The sequence below is a fragment of the Cupriavidus sp. USMAA2-4 genome, assembly GCF_001854305.1.
Classification (GTDB): Bacteria; Pseudomonadota; Gammaproteobacteria; order Burkholderiales; family Burkholderiaceae; genus Cupriavidus; species Cupriavidus malaysiensis.
On the sequence record NZ_CP017748.1, the window covers coordinates 3,646,651 to 3,666,953 of the forward strand.

The following is a 20,303-nucleotide window of genomic DNA, read 5'->3' on the forward strand; positions in this document are numbered from 1 at the left end:
GCCGATGCGGCCGGTCCCGCGCCCGGACCGCAGCAGGCTCCGCGCCCGCCTGAGCGGCCACGTCGGGCCGAAGCCCGGCGCGACAGGGCGGCGGCGCGCCGTCAGGCGTGGTCGGCGCGGCGGGCGAGCAGGCGCAGGTCGTCGCCGATCTGGCGCACCTCATGCCAGCGGAAAGCGGGCGCATCTTCCAGACGCGCCAGGGCGGGCAGGTTGAACATGCCTTGTGCGTCACCCAGCAGCCTCGGCGCCAGGTAGACCAGCAACTCATCGGCGCAGTGTTCGCGCACCAGCGAGCCATTCAGCTTGTTACCGGCCTCGGCGTGCAGCTCGTTGATGCCGCGCCGGCCCAGTTCCACCATCATCTGGTGCAGGTCGACCTTCCCTTGCGCATTGGCCAGCACGATCACCTCGACACCGCGCGCTTCCAGCTCGCGGCGGCGCTCCGGCGCGTCCACCGCGCAGAAGACCAGTGCCGGCCTGCCGAAGGGGCCGTGCTGGGGGGCCAGCATGCGAGCGTCCAGCGGGACTTCCAGCCGCGAATCGACCAGCACGCGCTGCGGCTGGCGCGGTGTCTCGACGGCGCGCACGGTCAATTGCGGATCGTCGTCGCGCACGGTGCCGATGCCGGTCAGGATGGCGCACGCGCGGGCGCGCCAGGCATGGCCGTCGTCCCGTGCCGCCTGGCCGGTGATCCACTGGCTGGTGCCGTCATGCAGTGCGGTGCGGCCGTCGAGCGAGGCCGCCACCTTGACGCGGACCCAGGGCAGGCCGCGCGTCATGCGCGAAACGAAACCGATGTTCAGCTCGCGCGCCTCTTTTTCCAGCAGGCCGCAGCGGACGTCGATGCCGGCCGCGCGCAAGCGCTGCAGGCCGCGTCCTGACACGCTCGGATTCGGATCCTCCATGGCGGCGACCACCCGTGCCACGCCGGCGCGGACCAGGGCGTCGGCGCAGGGCGGCGTGCGCCCGAAATGGCTGCAAGGCTCCAGCGTGACGTAGGCGGTGGCGCCGCTCGGGTCGAAGCCGCGCGCGGCGGCGTCCTTCAGGGCCTGGACTTCGGCGTGGTCCTGCCCGGCGGGCTGGGTGGATCCCTGCCCGATGACCTGTCCATGCTTGATCAGTACGCAGCCCACGCGGGGATTGGGCGTGGTGATATACAGGCCGAGCGTGGCGAGCGCCAGCGCCTGTTGCATGGCGGCGTGGTCGGTATCGGAGAACATGAGAGAAATCGCTTGGGTTCCGGTTCGGCTGGCGCGGCGGATGGGCCGGGGGGGCCGCAGGCTCAGGGCGGGTCTGCGTTGCCGCAGTCGATATCCCGACCCGGCGTGCAGATGCGGATCCGGCCCTGCGCGCCGACCTTGAGATGCCGCTGCTCGTCCTGGCAGCGCAGCGCGAAGGTGGCAGCGAAGAAGCCGCCGTGCTCAGACCGAGAGTATCCCACAGCGCTCACACGCAAGGCGGCACCCTCGCCGGCGCCGCGCAGGCGCACGCGCAGACAGGCCTGCTGCAGCGGCACCACAGCCAGCGTGCCGTCGGCGTCGGCGTCGGCCAGGCGCAGGCGCCAGCCGCGGTCGAAACCGGTGGCGCCGGGCAGCGCTTCGAGCAGGACCTCCTGGCGCCGTGCCGCCGCGGTCGAACGAGCCAGCGCCAGCGAGCCGGCCAGGCGGTCCGCGGCATACACCACCCGCTGGCGTGCCAGCCACGCCTGCCAGGCGGGATAGGCCGTTGCGGCCAGGATGGCGAGCAGCGCCAGGCAGCAGAGCAGTTCAACCAGCGTGGCGCCGCGAGCTGCCCGGGGTGGGCCGGAGCAGAGGCAGGGGCGCATCTCAGCAGTCTCCAGGCAAGGGCTGAGGCGGTCCGGCGGCGCCGTCCTGCACCAGCCATTCGCCGGTGCTGCGCAGGATCAGCGTGCCGCAGCGGGGATCCGCCTGCATCGGTACCGCATGCAACTCCACGCAACGGTCGATGCCGGCCTGTGGGCAGGCGGCGGCCAGCAGCATGTGCCGCGCGGCGGCGGGCGGCGGCGGCACCGCGCGCGGCCATTGCCCCGCGACCGTTGCCGGCGCGTCAGGCGCAGCGTAGCTCGCCGTGGCGAGCGCGTGGCGTTCCAGTTCCAGCATGGCGGCGACGAGGGCAGCCTTGGCTTCCTGGCGGCGGCCCCGTTCGATGTGCTGCTGCCAGGCCGGCATCGCGATGGCCGCCAGCACGGCCACGATGGCCAGCGCGAACAGTAGTTCCAGCACTGTGAAGGCGGCATGGCGGGGCCGTGCGGCAGGCCTGACCGGGTGGCCTCTCACGGCGCGGTCTCCACGGCCGGCGCAGGGATCAGCTCGCGCCAGCCCAGGCGCCCCTTGCGCCGGGAGGCATAGATGCGGTTCAAGGGGGTGGCATGGCCGCCGTCGATGGACCACAGGGTGTAGGCGGCATCTTCCCATTGCGGCGCCTCCGCCCGGGCGGGCGTATCGCCACGTCGCCGCGGCGCTGCCTGCGCGACCAGCAGGTGGGCATCCGGGCCGACGGCGCGGCCGGTCGTGTAATGCGCCGCGGCCTGTCCCGGTCCCAGGCTGCCGATCGACTCGCCGAGACCGGCGCCGGCCAGGTAGCCGCGTGGTTGCCGGGCAGCGTCCACGGTGAGGATGGCGACATGGGCCGGTCCCGCCTTCAGCAGGTGCCGTACGCGTTCGCCGGGGTGCGGCAATACCAGTTGCCAGCCGGAAGCAGCGGATGCCGGGGTGCCGCCGGCGCGCCGCAGTACGCTGCCGGCGCCAGTCGTTTCGGCCAGCACTGTTGCGAGTGGCCGGGCTTCCTGCGCGGGTGTGCCCGTGTCGGCCACGGCGCGCACGGTGCTGCCGTGGCCGTAGACCACCAGAGGCCCGCTCGCGGTGGGGAAGATCAGCGGTGCCGCCGCGGTGCCCTGCGGCGCGAGCGGGTCAGCCGGGGCCGGCCGGGCATGCAGGCAGGCGGCAGGCTTGCCGGTGCCGGGCGTCTCGGCGACCGGCAGGTCCCATCGCCATAGCTGTGCTTGATCGTCCACCGCATACGCTGCCCGCGCTAGGCCGTCCGTGTCTTCCAGCACATCGGCGGCGAGGATGGCTGTGGCTTGCTGCCCGCCAGGGCAGGCCTCGCGCGGGAGGGGCAGGGTAAGGTCCGGCGCGCCCACGTCCAGTGGCAGCATGGCGAGGCCGGGACCATCTCCGCTGGCCGACGGGCCGGTCGTGGCCATCACGTGCCAGCGGGGCTGTTGCGGCTTGCCGAGGGCGAGCGCGCGCAGCGGCCCGGTGGCGGTCAATGCCAGCGCTGGCGAGGCGGCGCGTGCCAGCAGCACCGCGGGGGGCGGGCTGCCGGCGACGACGCGGGTGACATCGAGCACGTAGAGGGCGAAGGCGGCCGCCGGCGTACCACCGAGTTGCACGCTGCAAAGCAGGACGGTGCGCCAGGCGCCGTCGAGCAGGCGGACGTCGGCGGCCTGCGGAGCCGGGCAGGGCGGGCCGCTCGGCGGTGCCTCCCCGGCGCCGGTGGTGAAGCGGGGTGGGGCGACCGCGGCAAGCACCGCGCCGGTGGCGGCGTCGAAGGCGCGCAGCCGGCCGTCGCCGGCGCCGAGCCAGACCAGGGCGGGGCGGTCGGCCTGGCGTGCCACGAAAGCGGCGTGTCCCTGCTGTCCCGGCAGCCAGGCGGGCGGAGGCAGGCTCACCGGTCGCGCAGGACGGCGCTCGCCGGCTCCGGCCTGGCGCGGGACCGCTACCGTCACCTGCCAGCGGGCTGGCGCCGGCCCGGCCTTGTCGTCCGCAGGCAGGGCGCGCGCCGTCAGGCGTCCGTCCGCTCCTGCCAGGAACACCAGGCCGGCCGGCACCGCCGGCGTCGGCCGTCCGTCTGGGCCGGGGCCGGCGGTCGCGCGACAGGCCGGGGAGGGCAGGCAGGCCAGGCCCGCCGCCACGCCCAGCGCACCCAGCGTCGGCATGGCCGCCCCGACGAAACGCACGATGACGATGGCGCTCATGGCTGGAACTCGCTCTGCAGCACGGCGCGCGCCACGGCGCCGCGGCCCAGGCCGATGGCGGTAAAGCGCAGGCGTGGCAGCGGGAGTGTCTCGCCGTAGCCGGAAGCCGGGGGGCTGTCTCCCGCGCTGTCGGGCAGGCGCTCGATCAGGTAGCGCGGCCGCAGGGTGACGCCGGCAGCCTCCGGCGGCAGCTGCGGCAATCGGTTGCCAGTGATGTCGCCGAAGCCGACGCCCATTTCGTGCAGGCCCTGGCCGGCCTCGAGCCAGGCCCGCCAGGCTGGCACGCCGCCGCGTTCGGTGCGGCACAGCCCTCGCAGCGGACCGCTGCCGCATTGTCCGGGGAGCGGCCAATCCGCCAGGCGTGTGCCGTCGCCGCTGGCCACCGCGCGCAGCGACTGGGCGATGTCGGCCTCGGCGTCGAGCAGGGCTGCCTCCGCCGCGTGCAGGGCGATCTCGCGCTCCAACTGCAGCGTGGCGAGTTGCCTGGCTGAAAGCAGGAAGGACAGCAGGGCGAGCGCGCAGCCTGCTGCCGATAGCAGCAGGACTGCCGTCGCCAGCAAGGTGGCGCCGCCGCGGTCGCACGCTCGGCATCGGCGCAGGGCCGGGCTGGGGTGGTGTCGAGGCGACGGGCTCATGGTGCGCCGTGCTCCATCGGGTTGCGCAGGCGGAAGGTGGCGGCGAAGACCTTGCGCACCAGTCCGTGACCATCGGCTGGCAGGAATACGGTGTCGCTACCGGGCGCGGCGGGCACGTCCTGCGGACGGCGCGGCAACAGGAGCAGGGGGGCGGCCGGGCCGGCGCCGGCCTGCGGCCGTTCGCCGCGCAGGACCATGGCCACCTGCACGGCACGTACCTGGTTCCAGGCGGCACCGCCGTCCTCGATCTCCGCGGCGGAAAGGAAGTCGTCGACGGCGCCGTCGCCATCGCGGTCCACGCCGTAGCGGAACTGCAGCGTTTCCACACCGCGCACGAGCGCGCCGGAGGTCCACGCGCCGGCCAGTGCCCGCCCGGCCCGCCGGCTGGGGTAGCGGCACAGCAATTGGGGCTCGCCATCGTTGCCGACGCCGAGATAGAGCAGGTTGGCCGCGGCATGTCCGGCGACCGGGGCACCGGCTTCGTCGACCGCCTGCATGGCAAGCGGGTAGCCGCCGCAGTCGGTCATGGTCCCGTCCGGGACGGTCGGGTCGCTGCCTTGCGCGCTGCCGCTCAGGCGAACCAGCAGGGCGTCGCTCGCGCCCGTGGCGCGCCGCCCGCAGGAAAGTGCCTGGCCGATCGCCGGCTGGCCGCAGTCGTCGCGCCCGCTGAGCACCGGCGGCGCGCCGGGTGGCAGCGCGGGGGCGTCGGCCGGACGCCAGCCGGCGTGGCGGACCAGGTGCGCCACGGCTGCCAGCGCGCGCTGGCCGCGTTCCTCGAGCAGGATGCGGTCCACCGCCAGCCGGTAGGCGGCCTGCAGCGCCTGGAAAGTGACGGCGGCCAGGCCCATCACCAGCAGGCCGAGTACCAGTCCGACCAGCAGCTCGACCAGCGACAGGCCGCGATATTGCCCGGTCCGCATGCCGTGCCCGCCGTGGTGGCGGCGCGCAGCGGGAGCCGGCGACGTCCGCGACCTGGCTTGGGAGTTTCGGCGGGCGCCGCCGGTCACGGGCGGCTCCACAGCACGAGCGCCATATCCTGCGGCGCCAGGCCGGCGCGGGCCAGCCGCGCGACCGCCAGCCGGCGCCCGGCAGCGCAGCCGAGGCTGTCGAGGCGGTCGCAGGAGCGCAGCGCCAGTACGCCCGCGCCCTGGAGCGGGGGGAGTGCCCGCTCCGGCGCGTCGGCTTCGATCAGCTCGACCGCGGCGCGGGTGGCGGCGCCGAAGGCCTCGGCATGGCGCAAGGCCTGCAGTGCATGCGGCGAGAGCCCGGCGAGCGGCAGCATGGCCATGATGGCCAGGGCAAGCGCAGCCAGGCTTTCAGTCAGGACGTATCCGGGCCGCTTGCGTGGGTGCCGGCGGCATGGCAAGCGGCGCGCATGCGCGCCGGGGTGCGCTGGGGGCACCAGGTGGCGACGGCCGCGGCGGCCGGCCATCCCGCTGCGCCGGAACAGGCCTGCCCGGCCGCTGCGGATGGGGCGATAGCGATGGCCGGCGCCGTCGGTGCCGCCGGGACAGTGGGTGCGGATGGGAGCAGGACCTGGCATGGCAGCCTCCGTCGATCTGGTTACCGGTCAGCATAGGGACTGGCTGCCGGACCGACGTGTCGGCCTGTCACGAGTTGGCGTCATCATGTTGCGCCCGCCGGCCTGTCGCCGAGGACCAGGATGCGATGGAGGCATGCCGGCAAGACCTGCCCCGGGTCGGCCGGTACACTACCCGGCATCCGCCACTTCAAGAACCTGGGCAGCGCCGGCAGCTACTCCCATGTCACGCATGGCGTGAACCGCAACTGCGTCAGCGCGGGCACGAGGTCAACACCTGCGCCGACGCCAGCCTGCCGGGCTGAAGCATCAACACCAGCCACGAGCCGGCGCTGGCGACGGCAGTCAGAAGCGTGAAGCGAAAGGATTGAAGGGAGGCGGCGCTCAGGCCTTGCGGGCCGGGCTGGCGGAAATCTCTTCCAGCACTTCGCGGAATTCCGACACGTCCTCGAAGCTCCGGTAGACCGAGGCAAAGCGGATGTAGGCGATCTTGTCCAGCTTGCGCAGCTCGCGCATCACCAGTTCGCCGACCTGGCTGCTGAGCAGTTCCTTCTGGCCCAGCGACAGCAGTTTTTCCTCGATGCGGGTGATGGCATCGTCGATGGCCTCGGCCGAGACCGGGCGCTTGCGCAGCGCGGTGCGCATGGAGTCCTTGAGCTTGGCGCGGACGTAGTCCTCGCGCGAGCCGTTCTTCTTGACGATGGCGGGGAAGAACAGTTCGATGCGCTCGTAGGTGGTGAAGCGGCGGTCGCAGGATTCGCAGCGCCGGCGGCGGCGCACGGTGTCGCCCTCTTCGGACATGCGGGTGTCAAGCACCTGCGTGTTGGAATGACCGCAGAAGGGACATTTCATGCCTGACCACCTTGGGATGTATGGAGCGGCTGCGCCGGCCGTATTGTGATTCTGTCATGGCGCGCCCGCCTTGACGAGGGGGCGGGCGGGCATGCCGGCTGCCGGCATGCCCGAGCCTGGCACCGCCCGGGCGGGCGGCGGGGCAGGCGGTCTTAATGCCTCAACCGTAGACCGGGAAGCGCTTGGTCAGCGCGGCGACCTGCTCGCGCACGCGCGCGATATTGGCCTCGTCGTGCGGGTTGTCCAGCACGTCGGCGATCAGGTTGGCGACCTGGCGGGCTTCTTCTTCCTTGAAGCCGCGGGTGGTCATGGCCGGCGAGCCCAGGCGGATGCCCGAGGTGACGAAGGGCTTTTCCGGGTCGTTGGGGATGGCGTTCTTGTTGACGGTGATGTGCGCGTCGCCGAGGATCTTCTCGGCTTCCTTGCCGGTGATCTGCTTGGCGCGCAGGTCGACCAGCATCACGTGGCTCTCGGTGCGGCCGGAGACGATGCGCAGGCCGCGCGCGATCAGGGTCTCGGCCAGCACAGCGGCGTTCTTCACCACCTGTTGCTGGTAGGCCTTGAACTCGGGCGCCAGTGCTTCCTTGAAGGCCACGGCCTTGCCGGCGATCACGTGCATCAGCGGGCCGCCCTGGATGCCGGGGAAGATGGCCGAGTTGATGGCCTTCTCGTGCTCGGCCTTCATCAGGATCACGCCGCCGCGCGGGCCGCGCAGGCTCTTGTGCGTGGTGGTGGTGACGAAGTCGGCATGCGGCACCGGGTTCGGATAGACGCCGGCGGCGATCAGGCCGGCGTAGTGGGCCATGTCGACCATGAAGTAGGCGCCGATGGACTTGGCCACGCGGGCGATGCGCTCGAAGTCGATGCGCAGGGCGAAGGCGGACGCGCCGGCGATGATCAGCTTGGGCTTCTTTTCCTGGGCCAGTTTTTCCAGTGCGTCGTAGTCGATGTCTTCCTGGGCGTTCAGGCCGTAGCTGACCACGTTGAACCACTTGCCGCTCATATTGAGGGCCATGCCGTGGGTCAGGTGACCGCCTTCGGCCAGGCTCATGCCCATGATGGTGTCGCCCGGCTTCAGCACGGCGAAGAACACGCCCTGGTTGGCCTGCGAGCCGGAATTCGGCTGCACGTTGGCGGCTTCGGCGCCAAACAGTTGCTTGACGCGGTCGATCGCCAGTTGCTCGACGACGTCGACGTACTCGCAGCCGCCGTAGTAGCGCTTGCCGGGATAGCCCTCGGCGTACTTGTTGGTCAGCTGCGAGCCCTGCGCGGCCATCACGGCCGGCGAGGTGTAGTTTTCCGAGGCGATCAGCTCGATGTGATCTTCCTGGCGCTGGTCTTCCTTCTGGATGGCGGCGAAGAGTTCCGGATCGATCTGGTCGATCGTATAGCGGCTGCGTTCGAACATGGCGGGATTCGTCTTGAAAAGGGGATCCGACTTGGCTTCGGGGGTAGGGCGCGCGGGGGAAGGCACATGCGACCTGCACCGGCCTGGTTGCGGCCGGCGCAGGGCGCACCCTGCTTCCCATTCGCTGCCCAGGCGAGCGGCAGGCGTCTGAACTTCACGCCAGAGAACTTGCGCTTCCTCGTGGTAGTGCCCACTGACTTCGCCAGTCGCGCAAGATGGAATGGTTGGCGCGAGTCTACGCGAGCCTCGGGCCGGCCGCAAGCGGCGCGGCATGGCTGTGGCGGGCAGGCCAAGGGTTTACGTCAATGTCGCGCACGGCTCCGCTACAATCGCGGCCATGACGAACTTTGTCTGGACCCTGCGCGTGTATTGGGAAGATACCGACGCGGGCGGCGTAGTGTTCTACGCCAACTACCTGAAATTCTTCGAACGCGCCCGCACCGAATGGCTGCGGTCGCTCGGCATCGGCCAGCAGGCCCTGTCCGACGAGGCCGGCGTGGTCTTCGTCGTCAGGAGCACGGCGGTGGAATACAATGCGCCCGCCCGCCTGGACGACCAGATCGAGATCCGGACCCGGATTGAACGGGTCGGGCCGGCCTCGGTCCAATTCGCCCAAGAAGCGTGGCGCGGGGAGCAGCAGCTGGCGACCGGCGCCATCCGGGTCGGCTGTGTAGATAAGTCCACATTTCGACCCGCCCCCATCCCCGCCCCCGTCCTCGCAACTATCAAGACCGCCCGATGAATCCCGTGACCGTCTCGCAAGACCTGTCCATCGTTTCGCTGGTGCTGCATGCCAGCCTGCTGGCGCAGGCCGTCATGGCGCTGCTGCTGGTGATGTCCCTGTTCTCGTGGACCTACATCTTCCGCAAGCACATGGCGCTGCGCGCCGCGCGCAGCCAGACCGAAGGCTTCGAGCGCGATTTCTGGGCCGGCGGCGACCTGCAGGCGCTGTATAACAGCGCGGTCAACAACCGCCACAACACCGGGGCGCTGGAACGCATCTTCGAGTCCGGCATGGGTGAATTCCTGAAGGCGCGCGAGCGCAGCAACGACGCCGGAGCGCTGCTCGACGCTGCCCGCCGCGCCATGCGCGCGGCCTACCAGCGCGAGATGGATGTGCTGGAATCGCATCTTCCCTTCCTGGCCTCGGTCGGCTCGGTCAGCCCCTATATCGGCCTGTTCGGCACCGTGTGGGGCATCATGAACGCCTTCCGCGGCCTGTCCAATGTGCAGCAGGCCACCCTGGCCTCGGTGGCGCCCGGCATCGCCGAAGCGCTGGTGGCCACGGCCATCGGCCTGTTTGCCGCCATTCCCGCGGTGATCGCCTACAACCGTTATGCGACCGAGATCGATCGGCTGGCAATCCGTTTCGAGAGCTTCATGGAAGAGTTCCTGAACATCCTGCAGCGCCAGACGCGCTGATCGCCAGCAAGGAGCCAAGCTATGGCAGCCATCCAGCGTCGCGGCGGCTCGCGCCGCCGCGCCAGTGCCGAGATCAACGTCGTGCCGTACATCGACGTGATGCTCGTGCTGCTCGTCATCTTCATGGTGGCCGCGCCGATCGTGAGCCCTGCCGTGGTCGACCTGCCCACGGTGGCCAACGCCACCCCGCAGCAGAAGACGCCGCCCATCGTCGTCACCGTGCACGAGGACGGTGCGTTGAGCGCGCGCGGCCAGGACAGTGCCGGCAAGGCCTTCGACCGCAAGCTCGACAAGGCCGGCCTGATCGCCTTCGTCAACCAGCGCCAGGAAGAGAATCCCGACCAGCCGGTGGTGATCGCCGCCGACCGCTCGGTACGCTACGAGGCGGTGCTGGACGTGATGTCCGAGCTGAAGGCGGATGGCGTCAAGCGTGTCGGCCTGATGGTGAAGTCCAAGTAAGGCGTCCCGCCGGGACCCACTAACGTAACCCGCCTGCCGCGAGTGTCGAAGCGTCGATGAAGAAGGCCGCCTATCCATACCAGCCGGTGCGCGAGAAGGGGACCCTGCGTTCCTTCCTGCTGGCCCTGCTGATGCACCTGCTGCTGGGGCTGGTGCTGTACTACGGCGTGCACTGGCAGAGCAGCACCCCGGTCGGCTCCGAGGCCGAATTGTGGACGGCCGCCGACCTGGCGCCCGCTCCCGCACCCACGCCGGCACCGCCACCCCCGCAGCCCGTCACGCAGCCTGCGCCGGTTGCGCCCGCGCCGTCGGCACGCCAGCAGGCCGAGGAAGAGGCCGACATCGCCCTGCAGCAGCTCAAGCGCCGGCAGGCCGAGGCCGCGGCGCGCGAAGAGGCGCGCAAGCAGGCGGAACGGCGCGAGCGCCAGGCGCGCGAGGAGGCCGAGCGCCAGGCGGCCCAGCGCAAGGAAGACGAACGCCGCAAGGCGGCCCAGCAGGCGGCCCAGCTCGCGGCCCAGCAGGAGCAGCAGCGCAAGGAGCAGCTCAAGGAACAGCAGCTCAGGGCGCAGCAGCTGAAAGAGCAGCAGCTGAAAGAGCAGCAGCTGAAAGAGCAGCAGCTCAAGCAGCAACAGCTGAAGGAACAGCAGCGCAAGGAGGCGGACGCCAAGGCGAAGGCCGACGCGGAAGCGAAGGCCCGGGCGGAAGCCGATGCCAAGGCCAAGGCGGATGCCAAGGCCAAGGCAGAGGCCAAGGCAGAAGCGAAGGCCAAGGCGGATGCCGAAGCCAAGGCCAAGGCAAAGGCCGACGCCGAGGCCAAGGCCAAGGCCGAGGCGGCCGCCAACGCCCAGCGCCGCGGCGAGCTGGCACGCCTGCAGGCCATGGCGGCCGGTGGCGGCGGCGCTGGCGGAGGCGGGGTCGGCAGCCAGGCCGGCTCCGGTGCCGGCAGTGGCGGCAAGGCCTCGCCGGGCTATGCGGATCGCGTGCGCCGCCGCGTCAAGCCGAACATCATCTTCACCGAAGACGTCGCCGGCAACCCGGCCGCCGTGGTGACGGTGCAACTGGCGCCGGATGGTTCGCTGATGTCGGCCCGCCTCAGCAAGTCGAGCGGCAATGCCGCCTGGGACAACGCCGTGCTGCGCGCGGTCGAGCGTTCGGACCCGTTGCCGCGCGATGAGAACGGCAAGGCGCCGGGCAACTTCACCATCACTTTCCGTCCCAAGGACTGAGGCAGACACGGCCCCCTATGATTTGCAACTTTGTGCAACTATCAATATCGGGGGTCTGTCCCATCGCTACCATTTCGGGTTGCCTGACGCAGCCCAACGCGAGCATGCGGTATATCGATGCCCGCGTGGTGCGCGCTACGCCGCGCCGTGCCGCCCGCCGGCCGCGCCCCATGAATCTAGATCTTGATTGAGGAGCAGCATGCGAAAGCTCTGGGCCCCCATCCTGCTGTCCGTGACGCTGGCGTTCACCGCCGGTGGCGCACAGGCGCAGCTCAATGTCGAAATCAGCGGGGTTGGCTCCAGCCAGTTCCCGGTGGCCACCGCCAACTTCCAGGGCGAGGCGCAGGCGCCGTTGAGCCTGACCGCCATCATCCGTTCCGACCTGCAGCGCAGCGGCCGCATCCGCAATGTCGATCCGTCCGGCGCCACCGTCGCCGAATCGGCGCAGGTGGACCTGGGCAGCTGGAAGACGCGCGGTGCCGATGCCTTCGTCGCCGGTACCGTGACCCCCACCGGCGGCGGCCAGTACGATGTGCGCTTCCGCCTCTACGACACCGTCAAGGGGCAGAGCCTGGGCGGGCTCGTCTTCAACGTCAACCAGGGCCAGCTGCGTGTCACCGCGCACAAGATCGCCGACTACATCTATGAGAAGCTGCTGGGCGAACGCGGCATCTTCGCCACGCGGCTGTCCTATGTTTCGCGCGTCGGCAACCGCTACCAGCTGCTGATCTCCGACTCCGACGGGCAGAGCCCGCAGGTGGCGCTGACCAGTATCGAACCGATCATCTCGCCCTCGTGGTCGCCCGACGGCCGCCGTGTCGCCTACGTTTCCTTCGAGTCGCGCAAGCCGGTGGTCTATGTGCATGACCTGGCCACGGGCCGCCGCTCCAAGGTGGCGGACTTCAAGGGCAACAACAGCGCGCCGGCGTGGTCGCCGGACGGCCAGCACCTGGCCGTGGCGCTGTCGCGCGACGGCAATACCCAGGTCTACCAGGTCAACGCGGATGGCACCGGACTCAAGCGCCTGAGCCGCAGCAGCGCCATCGACACCGAGCCGATGTACTCGCCGGACGGCCGCAGCATCTACTTCACCAGCGACCGCGGCGGCGGCCCGCAGATCTATCGCATGCCTGCCGATGGCGAATCGAGCGGGGCGGCCCAGCGCGTCACCTTCAAGGGCAGCTACAACGTCAGCCCGCGCATCTCGCCGGACGGCAAGCAACTGGCCTACATCACGCGCGCAGGCGGCTTCAAACTGCAGCTGCTGGATCTCGGCACGGGCGACGTGACCTCGCTCACCGACACCGGCAACGACGAGGCGCCGAGCTTCGCCGCCAACGGCAAGTACATTCTCTACGCCACCCGAGTCGGCGGTCGCTCGGTGCTGGCGGCGGTGTCCACTGACGGGCGTACCCGCCAGGTTCTGTCCCTCCAGTCCGGCGAAGTCCGTGAGCCGTCCTGGGGCCCATTCATGCAATAACAGGAGTGTTCTGCCATGTCCCAACTGATGACCAAGACCCTTGCCGTCGCCGCGCTGCTGGCGCTCGGCGCCTGCAGCTCGGGTGTCAAGCTCGATGACACCGCCAACGCCGGCGCCGGCAAGGGCGGTGCGACCACCGACGCGCGCGCCGTGGCGCCGGTCGACGTCTCGCGCGACGCGCTGAACGACCCGAACAGCCCGCTGGCCAAGCGCAGCGTCTACTTCGATTTCGACAGCTACTCGGTCAAGCCGGAGTACCAGGGCACGCTGACCGAGCATGCCAAGTACCTGGCGGCCCATCGTGACCGCAAGATCCTGATCCAGGGCAACACCGACGAACGCGGCACCAGCGAGTACAACCTCGCGCTGGGCCAGAAGCGCGCCGAAGCGGTGCTGCGCTCGCTGAGCTCGCTGGGCGTGCCCGACAGCCAGATGGAATCGGTCAGCCTGGGCAAGGAGAAGCCGAAGGCGACCGGCCACGACGAAGCCTCGTGGGCGGAAAACCGCCGCGCGGACATCGTCTACTGATCGGACGATCCACGCCATGAATGCACGCGTCTCCAAACTGTCCTGCCTGGCCGCGCTGTCCTGTGCCGGCCTGTTGTGCGCCACGGGCCCGGCGCACGCCGGCGTGTTCGACGATGACGAGGCGCGCCGCGCCATCGTCACCATGCGCGACCAGTTCAACGCCTTCCAGGCCACGGCTTCGCAGCGCATCGACCAGAACAGCCGCGTCCAGCTCGACATGCAGAACCAGCTCGAGAGCCTGCGCCAGGAAGTGGCGCGGCTGCGCGGGCAGAATGAGGTCTTGCAGAACCAGTTGGAGACGCTGCAGAAGCAGCAGAAGGACTACTATGCGGACCTGGATGCACGGCTGAAGAAGTTCGAGCCGCAGCAGGTGACGGTTGACGGCAGGGAAGGGCTGTCGCAGCCGACCGAGAAGCCGGAATACGACGCGGCGCTGCAGCGTTTCCAGGGCGGCGACTTCAAGGGGGCCGGCCAGGCCTTCGCCGCTTTCGCCAAGAAGTATCCGCAGAGTCCTTACCTGCCGCTGGCGCAGTACTGGCTGGGCAACTCGCTGTATGCGCAGCGCGACTACCGCGGTTCCATCAGCGTGCTGCAGAACATGGTGCAGGACAATCCTTCGCATCCCAAGGCACCGGATGCCCTGATCGTCATCGCCAACGACCAGATCGAGTCCGGCCAGAAAGCCGCCGGGCGCAAGACGCTGGAGCTGGTGGTGGCCAAGTACCCGGGCACCGAAGGAGCGCAGGTGGCCAGCAACCGTCTGAAGACGCTGAAGTAACCGTGTGGCGGCGGTGGCCGCCCGCAGTTGGACAAGCTGGACAGCCCGCGCCGTGCGCGGGCTTTTTTCTTGGGCAGGCGTTGCCGTGCGGGGCAGGGGCCGGCCCCGCCGAGGCAGGCTAAAATACCCGGTTACCCCAATTTCCCTAACCGGCGTGCCCAGCGCCGCGCAACCATCATGACCCAACGCGCCATCGTCCTGCTTTCCGGCGGCCTGGACTCCGCCACCGTGCTCGCCATGGCACGCGACCAGGGATTCGAGACCTATGCCCTGTCGATGCGCTACGGCCAGCGCCACTCCTCCGAACTGGAGGCGGCCAAGCGGGTGGCCGCCGCGCTCGGCGCCAAGCGCCACGAGATCATCGACCTGGACCTGCGCCGCTTCGGCGGTTCCGCGCTGACCGACGACGCGCTGGCCGTGCCGACCGATGGCGCCAGCGAGGGCATTCCCGTGACCTACGTGCCGGCACGCAACACCATCATGCTGTCGCTCGCGCTCGGCTGGGCCGAGGCGGTGGGCGGGCGTGACCTGTTCTTCGGCGCCAACGCGGTCGATTACTCCGGCTATCCGGACTGCCGGCCCGAGTACGTGGCGGCCTACGAGACGCTCGCCAACCTTGCCACCAAGGCCGGCGTGGAGGGGCAGCGTATCCATGTGCACGCCCCCATCATCGACATGAGCAAGGCCGACATCATCCGCGAGGGCATCCGCCTGGGCGTCGACTACGGCCTGACGGTGTCCTGCTACCAGGCGGACGACGACGGCCGCGCCTGCGGCGTCTGCGATTCCTGCCGCATCCGCCGCGCCGGCTTCGAGGCCGCTGGCGTGCCCGATCCCACCCGCTACCAGCAGGCCGGCTGAGACCGGCGCCGCGACTCCGATCCTACTGCTGCCACCCTCCGCGCGCCCCCACGCCAATGCCCGATATCGACATCCCCGCGCTTACGCACACGGTGCTGCTGAGCACCTTCGCCCTGACCTTCCTGTTCGGCGCCGTCCTGCAGCGCACACACTTCTGCACCATGGGAGCGGTCTCCGACGTGGTCAACATCGGTGACTGGAGCCGCATGCGCATGTGGGCGCTGGCTATCGGCGTCGCCATGATCGGTACCGGGGCGCTGGCCGCGGCCGGGCTGATCGACCCGACCAAGACCATCTACACGGCCAGCAAGCTGTCGTGGCTGTCGGCGCTGGCGGGCGGGCTGATGTTCGGCTTCGGCATGGTGCTGGCCTCCGGCTGCGGCAGCAAGACGCTGGTGCGCATCGGGGCCGGCAACCTGAAGTCGCTGGTGGTGTTCGTCTTCCTCGGCCTGTCGGCGCTGATGACGCTGCGCGGGCTGTTCGGCGTGGTGCGCGTCAACACCGTGGACGCGGTGGCGCTCACCCTGCCCACGACCCAGGACCTGCCGTCGCTGCTGGCGCAGGGCAGCGGGCTGTCGCGCGGTGCGCTGCAGCTCGGCCTGGGCCTGGTGCTGGGGGGCGCGCTGTCGCTGTGGGCACTGGCCGGCAAGGGCTTCCGCACCTTTGACAACCTGCTGGGCGGCATCGCGGTCGGCCTGATCATCGTCGGCATGTGGTACGTGTCCGGCCACCTCGGCTATGTTTCGGAGGATCCCAATACCCTGGAGGAGCTGTTCATCGGCACCAACAGCGGCCGCATGGAGAGCCTCAGCTTCGTCGCGCCCTATGCCTACACGATGGACTGGCTGACGATGTTCAGCGACAAGAGCAAGGTGCTGACCGTCGGCATCGTCAGCGTGTTCGGCGTGATCGCCGGCGCCGCGGCCTACGCGCTGGCGACGCGCACCTTCCGCTGGGAAGGCTTCGCCGGTGCCGAGGATGTCGCCAACCATATCGTCGGCGGCCTGCTGATGGGCGCCGGCGGCGTGACCGCGCTGGGTTGCACCATCGGCCAGGGACTGTCAGGGGTGTCGACGCTGGCGCTGGGCTCCTTCATCGCGCTGGCCGGCATCCTGGCCGGCGCGATGCTGGCGTTCCGCTACCAGATGTGGCGCCTCGAACGGATGGTGTAATCAGCCTGTCATCGATCGATGGTTGTTGGCGGACTCTTTCTGTTGACAGTACGCCGGGCGCATGACTATAATCGCTGCTTCAGTTTTTTCGGGTCGTTAGCTCAGTCGGTAGAGCAGCGGACTTTTAATCCGTTGGTCGCGTGTTCGAGTCACGCACGACCCACCAGAATTGCAAAAAGCCCGTGGCGCAAGCCACGGGCTTTTTTGTTTGCGGTGCCGGGTGAAGCGGATCGTCGAATCGCGCGGATCGTCGAATGGTGGACCGTCGCGTCGCACATCGGCAGGGCAGGCGACCGCCTGCGCCTGCGCTCAGGGTTGCCGGCCCGGAGCCGGCGCGTCGGCCGGCGTTTCCGGGGCCGGGCTGCCGTCGGCATTGCCCTGCTGCCCTTCGCTCCAGCGCTGGTAGGCCAGGTAGCCGGCGCCGGCCAGCATGCCCACCTTGGACAGGTTCCAGGCCCAGCGCGCCAGCGGTGTCTTGCGCAGCAGCGGCAGGGCCAGCGAGACGGCCGAGCTCAGCAGCGGGTGGTCGCGCGCTACGCCCAGTACCTTGAGCACGGTCGGCGCGTTGCCGGTGCCGGGCAGCCAGTGGCGCAGGCGGGCCAGTCGTCCGGTGCTGCCGCGCACCTGGCTGACGGCCTGGGAGAAGTCATAGCGCTCGAGCGCGGCTCGGGTGAGCAGGAGTTCCTTGCGCACCGCCAGCGGCAGCTTGGCTTCGCGCGACAGGCGCACCGGGCGGGCGTGCGGCCGGCGCTCCGCTGCGGTGTTGCTGGCGGTGTCGGCCTTGTGGTCCGGTGCGCTCATTGGCGTAGCACCTCGCGGTCTTTGTCGATCTCGGCCAGCGTGGCCTCGAACAGCGGCGGCGCACGCCGCACGATATTGCGTGCCGCCAGCAGGCAGGCGGCACAGGCGGCGCCGTCGATCAGCACCAGTGCGCCGAGCGCCTGCCAGCGGTAGGTGTCCCAGAAGACGATCGCGATCAGCACGGTCAGCGTCACCATTGCCAGGCCGAAGAAGACCAGGCCGAAACAGGCGAGCAGGGCGACCCGCAGCAATCTTGCGCGCTCCTCGGCCAGCTCGACGCTGGCGAGTTCCAGGCGCGTCTGCAGCATGGCCACGACCGAGCCGGCCAGGTTGCGCAGCGACTCCAGGAATTTGGGTGGGGTGGGCGATTCGCTCATGCGCTCATGCGGATGGGGCGTGGCTACGTGCGCCCGGACCCGGCGCGGCCGGCCACGGGCAGGAAGGGCCGCGGGCGAGGCCCGTCGGCATGTGGATGGCGAGCCGCGGCCGCCGCCGCCCGGGGCGCGCCGCGGCCGCGCGTGATCACTTGCGGTTGAGCAGCAGGCCGATCAGCAGGCCGACGCCGGCGGCCACGCCCACGGCGCGCCAGGGATGGTCGTGCACGTAGTCGTCGGTGGCGCGGGCCGCAGCCTTGCTCTTGGTGACGACGGCATCCTGCAGGTCCTGCGCCTTTTCCTTCGCTTGCTTCAGCAGCCCCATGCCGCGTTCACGCAGCTCGGCAGCTTTTTCGCCAGTGGTCGAGGCCGCTTGCTTGAGCAGTTCTTCGGCATCGGACAAAACGGTCTTGACATCGCTCATCAGTTTCTCCTGTTTGCGGGCGGTTGGTACGGATATTGACATTGTGCCTGCCTCGCGCCGCCTTGGGCGGATTCTCGCGTGCTTCCTAGCATATGTGGCACCCCGGCGTGGTTTCAAGACCACGCGATGCGGGGTCACGGCCCAGTGCTGCGCGCAGCACGGTGGCAGATGGCTGACACATGCCCTTATGCGCTGGAGTGATTTTGTCGTGACTTTATATTCGTTCGGGTTGGATCGCAATCCGGCTACGCTGGTTCCCATCTGATTTTTGCTTGCGCCATTTCTGTAATCAGGAGGGAAAACATGACATTGCGCCTGGGCGATATCGCCCCCGACTTTGAGCAGGATTCCAGCGAAGGCCCGATCCGCTTCCATCAGTGGCTGGGCAGCGACTGGGGGGTGCTGTTTTCGCATCCGGCCGACTTCACGCCGGTCTGCACCACCGAACTCGGCCTGACGGCCAAGTTGAAGGACGAGTTCGCGCGGCGTAACGTCAAGGTGATCGCGCTGTCGGTGGACGGGGTGGAGTCGCACCGCGGCTGGATCCGCGATATCGACGAAACGCAGGGTACCTCGGTCAACTTCCCCATCCTGGCCGACGCGGACCGCAAGGTGGCCACGCTGTACGACATGATCCACCCGAACGCGAGCGAGACCTTCACCGTGCGCTCGCTGTTCGTGATCGACCCGAACAAGAAGGTGCGGCTGACCATCACCTATCCCGCCAGCACCGGACGCAATTTCAACGAGATCCTGCGCGTGATCGATTCGCTGCAGTTGACCGACAGCCACAGCGTGGCGACGCCGGGCAACTGGCAGGACGGCGACGATGTGGTCATCGTGCCGTCGCTGAAGGACGAGGAAGTGATCCGCCAGAAATTCCCGAAGGGCTACCGGGCGGTCAGGCCATACCTGCGCCTGACCCCGCAACCCGGCAAATGATGCCGGCGTGCCAGGCATAAGCTGCGCGCTCTGCGAAACGGCAGCGGCGCGCCGGGCCTGGGCCCGCGCGCGCCGCGATCGGTGCAGTCAACGACGGGGCAGCCCGTCGTCTCCTTGGTAGTGTGTGTTCGGCCCGGCGCTGCCGGGCCATTTTTCATGCCGGCGGCAGGTTTCAGAAGAAGGCCTGGATGCCGGTCTGGGCGCGGCCCAGGATCAGGGCGTGGATGTCGTGGGTGCCTTCGTAGGTATTGACCACTTCCAGGTTCACCACATGGCGGATCACGCCGAACTCGTCCGAGATGCCGTTGCCGCCGAGCATGTCGCGCGCCACGCGGGCGATGTCCAGCGACTTGCCGCAGGAATTGCGCTTCATGATCGAGGTGATTTCCACCGCGGCGGTGCCTTCGTCCTTCATGCGGCCCAGGCGCAGGCAGCCTTGCAGGCCCAGCGTGATCTCGGTCTGCATGTCGGCCAGCTTCTTCTGGATCAGCTGGTTGGCGGCCAGCGGGCGGCCGAACTGCTTGCGGTCCAGCGTGTACTGGCGGGCGGTGTGCCAGCAGAATTCGGCGGCGCCCAGCGCGCCCCAGGCGATGCCGTAGCGGGCCGAGTTCAGGCAGGTGAACGGTCCCTTCAGGCCGGCCACGCCGGGCATCAGGTTCTCTTCCGGCACGAAGACCTGGTCCAGCACGATTTCACCGGTGATCGAGGTGCGCAGGCCGACCTTGCCGTGGATGGCGGGCGCGCTCAGGCCCTTCCAGCCCTTTTCCAGGATGAAGCCGCGGATGGCTTCCTTGCCGTCGTCGCCGGTCAGCTTGGCCCACACGACGAAGACATCGGCGATCGGCGAGTTGGTGATCCACATCTTGGCGCCGCTCAGCTCGTAGCCGCCCGCGACCTTCTTGGCGCGCGTGATCATCGAGCCCGGGTCGGAACCGTGGTTCGGCTCGGTCAGGCCGAAACAGCCGATCCACTCGCCGGTGGCCAGCTTGGGCAGATACTTCTGCTTCTGCGCTTCGCTGCCGAATTCATAGATCGGCACCATCACCAGCGACGACTGCACGCTCATCATCGAACGATAGCCCGAGTCGACACGCTCGACCTCGCGGGCGATCAGGCCATAGCTGACGTAGTTCAGGCCAGGGCCGCCGTACTGCTCGGGGATGGTGGGGCCGAGCAGCCCGAGTTCGCCCATCTCGCGGAAGATGGCCACGTCGGTCTTCTCGTTGCGGAACGATTCCAGCACGCGCGGTGCCAGCTTGTCCTGGCAGTAGGCGGCGGCGGCGTCGCGCACCATGCGTTCGTCGGCGCTCAGTTGCTGGTCGAGCAGCAGCGGGTCGGCCCAGTGGAATTCGGCGTTTGCGGCCATGGATGTCTCCTTCGGTAATGCAGTCGGGTCAGATGGCC

At 69.4% G+C, this 20,303-nt stretch carries 23 protein-coding genes, 1 tRNA gene and 1 riboswitch; of the genes, 11 read left to right on the top strand and 13 right to left on the bottom strand.

Annotation, left to right across the window (positions count from 1 at the left end; genetic code table 11):
- Positions 1–101: 101 nt before the first annotated feature.
- The 9 genes from ribD to glyA all read right to left on the bottom strand — a co-directional run bounded on the left by ribD (position 102) and on the right by glyA (position 8,432).
- Positions 102–1,220, bottom strand: coding sequence for a bifunctional diaminohydroxyphosphoribosylaminopyrimidine deaminase/5-amino-6-(5-phosphoribosylamino)uracil reductase RibD (ribD, locus tag BKK79_RS16190; RefSeq protein ID WP_071014806.1), 1,119 nt, complete (start codon positions 1,218–1,220; stop codon positions 102–104).
- A gap of 62 nt (positions 1,221–1,282) precedes the next feature.
- The gene (locus tag BKK79_RS16195) at positions 1,283–1,825 is read right to left on the bottom strand and encodes a GspH/FimT family pseudopilin (protein ID WP_071038069.1); all 543 of its coding nucleotides are present in this window, start codon (positions 1,823–1,825) and stop codon (positions 1,283–1,285) included.
- A gap of 1 nt (position 1,826) precedes the next feature.
- The gene (locus tag BKK79_RS16200; RefSeq protein WP_071038070.1) at positions 1,827–2,297 is read right to left on the bottom strand and encodes a type IV pilin protein; all 471 of its coding nucleotides are present in this window, start codon (positions 2,295–2,297) and stop codon (positions 1,827–1,829) included.
- Entirely contained in the window at positions 2,294–3,997 is a 1,704-nt protein-coding gene (locus tag BKK79_RS41545) for a PilC/PilY family type IV pilus protein (protein WP_071038071.1), read from the bottom strand. The genes BKK79_RS16200 and BKK79_RS41545 overlap by 4 nt, the downstream gene beginning before the upstream one ends.
- Entirely contained in the window at positions 3,994–4,632 is a 639-nt protein-coding gene (locus BKK79_RS16210) for a pilus assembly protein (protein WP_084084757.1), read from the bottom strand. The genes BKK79_RS41545 and BKK79_RS16210 overlap by 4 nt, the downstream gene beginning before the upstream one ends.
- Positions 4,629–5,552, bottom strand: coding sequence for a PilW family protein (locus BKK79_RS16215; RefSeq protein WP_071014797.1), 924 nt, complete (start codon positions 5,550–5,552; stop codon positions 4,629–4,631). The genes BKK79_RS16210 and BKK79_RS16215 overlap by 4 nt, the downstream gene beginning before the upstream one ends.
- Before the next feature lie 83 nt (positions 5,553–5,635).
- A complete protein-coding gene (locus tag BKK79_RS16220; RefSeq protein WP_071038072.1) occupies positions 5,636–6,175 on the bottom strand; it encodes a hypothetical protein in 540 nt (179 codons plus the stop codon).
- A 381-nt stretch (positions 6,176–6,556) separates the two neighbouring features.
- A complete protein-coding gene (nrdR, locus tag BKK79_RS16225) occupies positions 6,557–7,024 on the bottom strand; it encodes a transcriptional regulator NrdR (protein WP_071014786.1) in 468 nt (155 codons plus the stop codon).
- A 160-nt stretch (positions 7,025–7,184) separates the two neighbouring features.
- Complete coding sequence (gene glyA, locus BKK79_RS16230; RefSeq protein ID WP_071014784.1) at positions 7,185–8,432, bottom strand: serine hydroxymethyltransferase; 1,248 nt, start codon at positions 8,430–8,432, stop codon at positions 7,185–7,187.
- Between the two features lie 119 nt (positions 8,433–8,551).
- Positions 8,552–8,652, bottom strand: a riboswitch (ZMP/ZTP riboswitch).
- A 117-nt stretch (positions 8,653–8,769) separates the two neighbouring features.
- On the opposite strand from glyA, the gene ybgC reads away from it, so the two are divergent.
- From ybgC to BKK79_RS16280, 10 genes are all read left to right on the top strand, one after another.
- Positions 8,770–9,174 (top strand): tol-pal system-associated acyl-CoA thioesterase, encoded by a 405-nt coding sequence (gene ybgC, locus BKK79_RS16235; RefSeq protein WP_071016533.1) that lies wholly within the window; start codon positions 8,770–8,772, stop codon positions 9,172–9,174.
- Positions 9,171–9,854 carry a protein TolQ gene (gene tolQ / locus BKK79_RS16240; RefSeq protein WP_071014782.1) on the top strand — a complete coding sequence of 228 codons (684 nt, stop codon included), beginning with the start codon at positions 9,171–9,173 and terminating at the stop codon, positions 9,852–9,854. The genes ybgC and tolQ overlap by 4 nt, the downstream gene beginning before the upstream one ends.
- Before the next feature lie 21 nt (positions 9,855–9,875).
- Positions 9,876–10,313 carry a protein TolR gene (tolR, locus tag BKK79_RS16245; protein ID WP_071014780.1) on the top strand — a complete coding sequence of 146 codons (438 nt, stop codon included), beginning with the start codon at positions 9,876–9,878 and terminating at the stop codon, positions 10,311–10,313.
- Positions 10,314–10,369: 56 nt separating this feature from the next.
- A complete protein-coding gene (tolA, locus tag BKK79_RS16250) occupies positions 10,370–11,539 on the top strand; it encodes a cell envelope integrity protein TolA (protein ID WP_071038073.1) in 1,170 nt (389 codons plus the stop codon).
- Positions 11,540–11,738: 199 nt separating this feature from the next.
- Complete coding sequence (gene tolB, locus BKK79_RS16255; protein WP_071014774.1) at positions 11,739–13,019, top strand: Tol-Pal system beta propeller repeat protein TolB; 1,281 nt, start codon at positions 11,739–11,741, stop codon at positions 13,017–13,019.
- A gap of 15 nt (positions 13,020–13,034) precedes the next feature.
- The gene (pal, locus tag BKK79_RS16260; RefSeq protein WP_071014771.1) at positions 13,035–13,547 is read left to right on the top strand and encodes a peptidoglycan-associated lipoprotein Pal; all 513 of its coding nucleotides are present in this window, start codon (positions 13,035–13,037) and stop codon (positions 13,545–13,547) included.
- A 16-nt stretch (positions 13,548–13,563) separates the two neighbouring features.
- Positions 13,564–14,325 (top strand): tol-pal system protein YbgF, encoded by a 762-nt coding sequence (gene ybgF / locus BKK79_RS16265; protein ID WP_071014769.1) that lies wholly within the window; start codon positions 13,564–13,566, stop codon positions 14,323–14,325.
- Positions 14,326–14,502: 177 nt separating this feature from the next.
- Positions 14,503–15,186: a 7-cyano-7-deazaguanine synthase QueC gene (gene queC, locus BKK79_RS16270; RefSeq protein ID WP_071014766.1), complete on the top strand. Its 684-nt coding sequence runs from the start codon at positions 14,503–14,505 to the stop codon at positions 15,184–15,186.
- Between the two features lie 56 nt (positions 15,187–15,242).
- On the top strand, positions 15,243–16,358 hold the full coding sequence (locus BKK79_RS16275; protein ID WP_071038074.1) for a YeeE/YedE family protein: 1,116 nt from the start codon (positions 15,243–15,245) through the stop codon (positions 16,356–16,358).
- Between the two features lie 90 nt (positions 16,359–16,448).
- Positions 16,449–16,524, top strand: a tRNA-Lys gene (locus BKK79_RS16280).
- A gap of 143 nt (positions 16,525–16,667) precedes the next feature.
- On the opposite strand, the gene BKK79_RS16285 is transcribed toward BKK79_RS16280, so the two are convergent.
- From BKK79_RS16285 to BKK79_RS16295, 3 genes are all read right to left on the bottom strand, one after another.
- Positions 16,668–17,159 (bottom strand): DUF3318 domain-containing protein, encoded by a 492-nt coding sequence (locus tag BKK79_RS16285; protein WP_071014761.1) that lies wholly within the window; start codon positions 17,157–17,159, stop codon positions 16,668–16,670.
- Positions 17,156–17,536: a phage holin family protein gene (locus tag BKK79_RS16290; RefSeq protein WP_071014758.1), complete on the bottom strand. Its 381-nt coding sequence runs from the start codon at positions 17,534–17,536 to the stop codon at positions 17,156–17,158. Before BKK79_RS16290 ends, BKK79_RS16285 begins: the two co-directional genes overlap by 4 nt.
- Before the next feature lie 145 nt (positions 17,537–17,681).
- The gene (locus BKK79_RS16295) at positions 17,682–17,999 is read right to left on the bottom strand and encodes a DUF883 family protein (RefSeq protein ID WP_335582867.1); all 318 of its coding nucleotides are present in this window, start codon (positions 17,997–17,999) and stop codon (positions 17,682–17,684) included.
- A 261-nt stretch (positions 18,000–18,260) separates the two neighbouring features.
- Here BKK79_RS16295 and BKK79_RS16300 point away from each other — a divergent pair, with 261 nt between their 5' ends.
- Positions 18,261–18,899: a peroxiredoxin gene (locus BKK79_RS16300; protein WP_071014755.1), complete on the top strand. Its 639-nt coding sequence runs from the start codon at positions 18,261–18,263 to the stop codon at positions 18,897–18,899.
- Positions 18,900–19,071: 172 nt separating this feature from the next.
- Here BKK79_RS16300 and BKK79_RS16305 read toward each other — a convergent pair whose 3' ends face one another.
- Positions 19,072–20,265, bottom strand: coding sequence for an acyl-CoA dehydrogenase (locus BKK79_RS16305; protein ID WP_071014751.1), 1,194 nt, complete (start codon positions 20,263–20,265; stop codon positions 19,072–19,074).
- Positions 20,266–20,303: the final 38 nt, after the last annotated feature.

Excerpts from the sequence above, each read along its gene's own strand:
- BKK79_RS16285 (WP_071014761.1), bottom strand. The coding sequence starts at position 17,159 with ATGAGCGCACCGGACCACAAGGCCGACACCGCCAGCAACACCGCAGCG.
- queC (WP_071014766.1), top strand. The coding sequence starts at position 14,503 with ATGACCCAACGCGCCATCGTCCTGCTTTCCGGCGGCCTGGACTCCGCC.
- ybgC (WP_071016533.1), top strand. The coding sequence starts at position 8,770 with ATGACGAACTTTGTCTGGACCCTGCGCGTGTATTGGGAAGATACCGAC.
- tolR (WP_071014780.1), top strand. The coding sequence starts at position 9,876 with ATGGCAGCCATCCAGCGTCGCGGCGGCTCGCGCCGCCGCGCCAGTGCC.
- BKK79_RS16215 (WP_071014797.1), bottom strand. The coding sequence starts at position 5,552 with ATGCGGACCGGGCAATATCGCGGCCTGTCGCTGGTCGAGCTGCTGGTC.
- glyA (WP_071014784.1), bottom strand. The coding sequence starts at position 8,432 with ATGTTCGAACGCAGCCGCTATACGATCGACCAGATCGATCCGGAACTC.
- BKK79_RS41545 (WP_071038071.1), bottom strand. The coding sequence starts at position 3,997 with ATGAGCGCCATCGTCATCGTGCGTTTCGTCGGGGCGGCCATGCCGACG.
- BKK79_RS16210 (WP_084084757.1), bottom strand. The coding sequence starts at position 4,632 with ATGAGCCCGTCGCCTCGACACCACCCCAGCCCGGCCCTGCGCCGATGC.
- pal (WP_071014771.1), top strand. The coding sequence starts at position 13,035 with ATGTCCCAACTGATGACCAAGACCCTTGCCGTCGCCGCGCTGCTGGCG.
- tolQ (WP_071014782.1), top strand. The coding sequence starts at position 9,171 with ATGAATCCCGTGACCGTCTCGCAAGACCTGTCCATCGTTTCGCTGGTG.
- BKK79_RS16295 (WP_335582867.1), bottom strand. The coding sequence starts at position 17,999 with ATGTCAATATCCGTACCAACCGCCCGCAAACAGGAGAAACTGATGAGC.
- BKK79_RS16290 (WP_071014758.1), bottom strand. The coding sequence starts at position 17,536 with ATGAGCGAATCGCCCACCCCACCCAAATTCCTGGAGTCGCTGCGCAAC.
- nrdR (WP_071014786.1), bottom strand. The coding sequence starts at position 7,024 with ATGAAATGTCCCTTCTGCGGTCATTCCAACACGCAGGTGCTTGACACC.
- BKK79_RS16275 (WP_071038074.1), top strand. The coding sequence starts at position 15,243 with ATGCCCGATATCGACATCCCCGCGCTTACGCACACGGTGCTGCTGAGC.
- tolA (WP_071038073.1), top strand. The coding sequence starts at position 10,370 with ATGAAGAAGGCCGCCTATCCATACCAGCCGGTGCGCGAGAAGGGGACC.
- BKK79_RS16305 (WP_071014751.1), bottom strand. The coding sequence starts at position 20,265 with ATGGCCGCAAACGCCGAATTCCACTGGGCCGACCCGCTGCTGCTCGAC.
- tolB (WP_071014774.1), top strand. The coding sequence starts at position 11,739 with ATGCGAAAGCTCTGGGCCCCCATCCTGCTGTCCGTGACGCTGGCGTTC.
- ybgF (WP_071014769.1), top strand. The coding sequence starts at position 13,564 with ATGAATGCACGCGTCTCCAAACTGTCCTGCCTGGCCGCGCTGTCCTGT.
- BKK79_RS16195 (WP_071038069.1), bottom strand. The coding sequence starts at position 1,825 with ATGCGCCCCTGCCTCTGCTCCGGCCCACCCCGGGCAGCTCGCGGCGCC.
- ribD (WP_071014806.1), bottom strand. The coding sequence starts at position 1,220 with ATGTTCTCCGATACCGACCACGCCGCCATGCAACAGGCGCTGGCGCTC.
- BKK79_RS16300 (WP_071014755.1), top strand. The coding sequence starts at position 18,261 with ATGACATTGCGCCTGGGCGATATCGCCCCCGACTTTGAGCAGGATTCC.
- BKK79_RS16220 (WP_071038072.1), bottom strand. The coding sequence starts at position 6,175 with ATGCCAGGTCCTGCTCCCATCCGCACCCACTGTCCCGGCGGCACCGAC.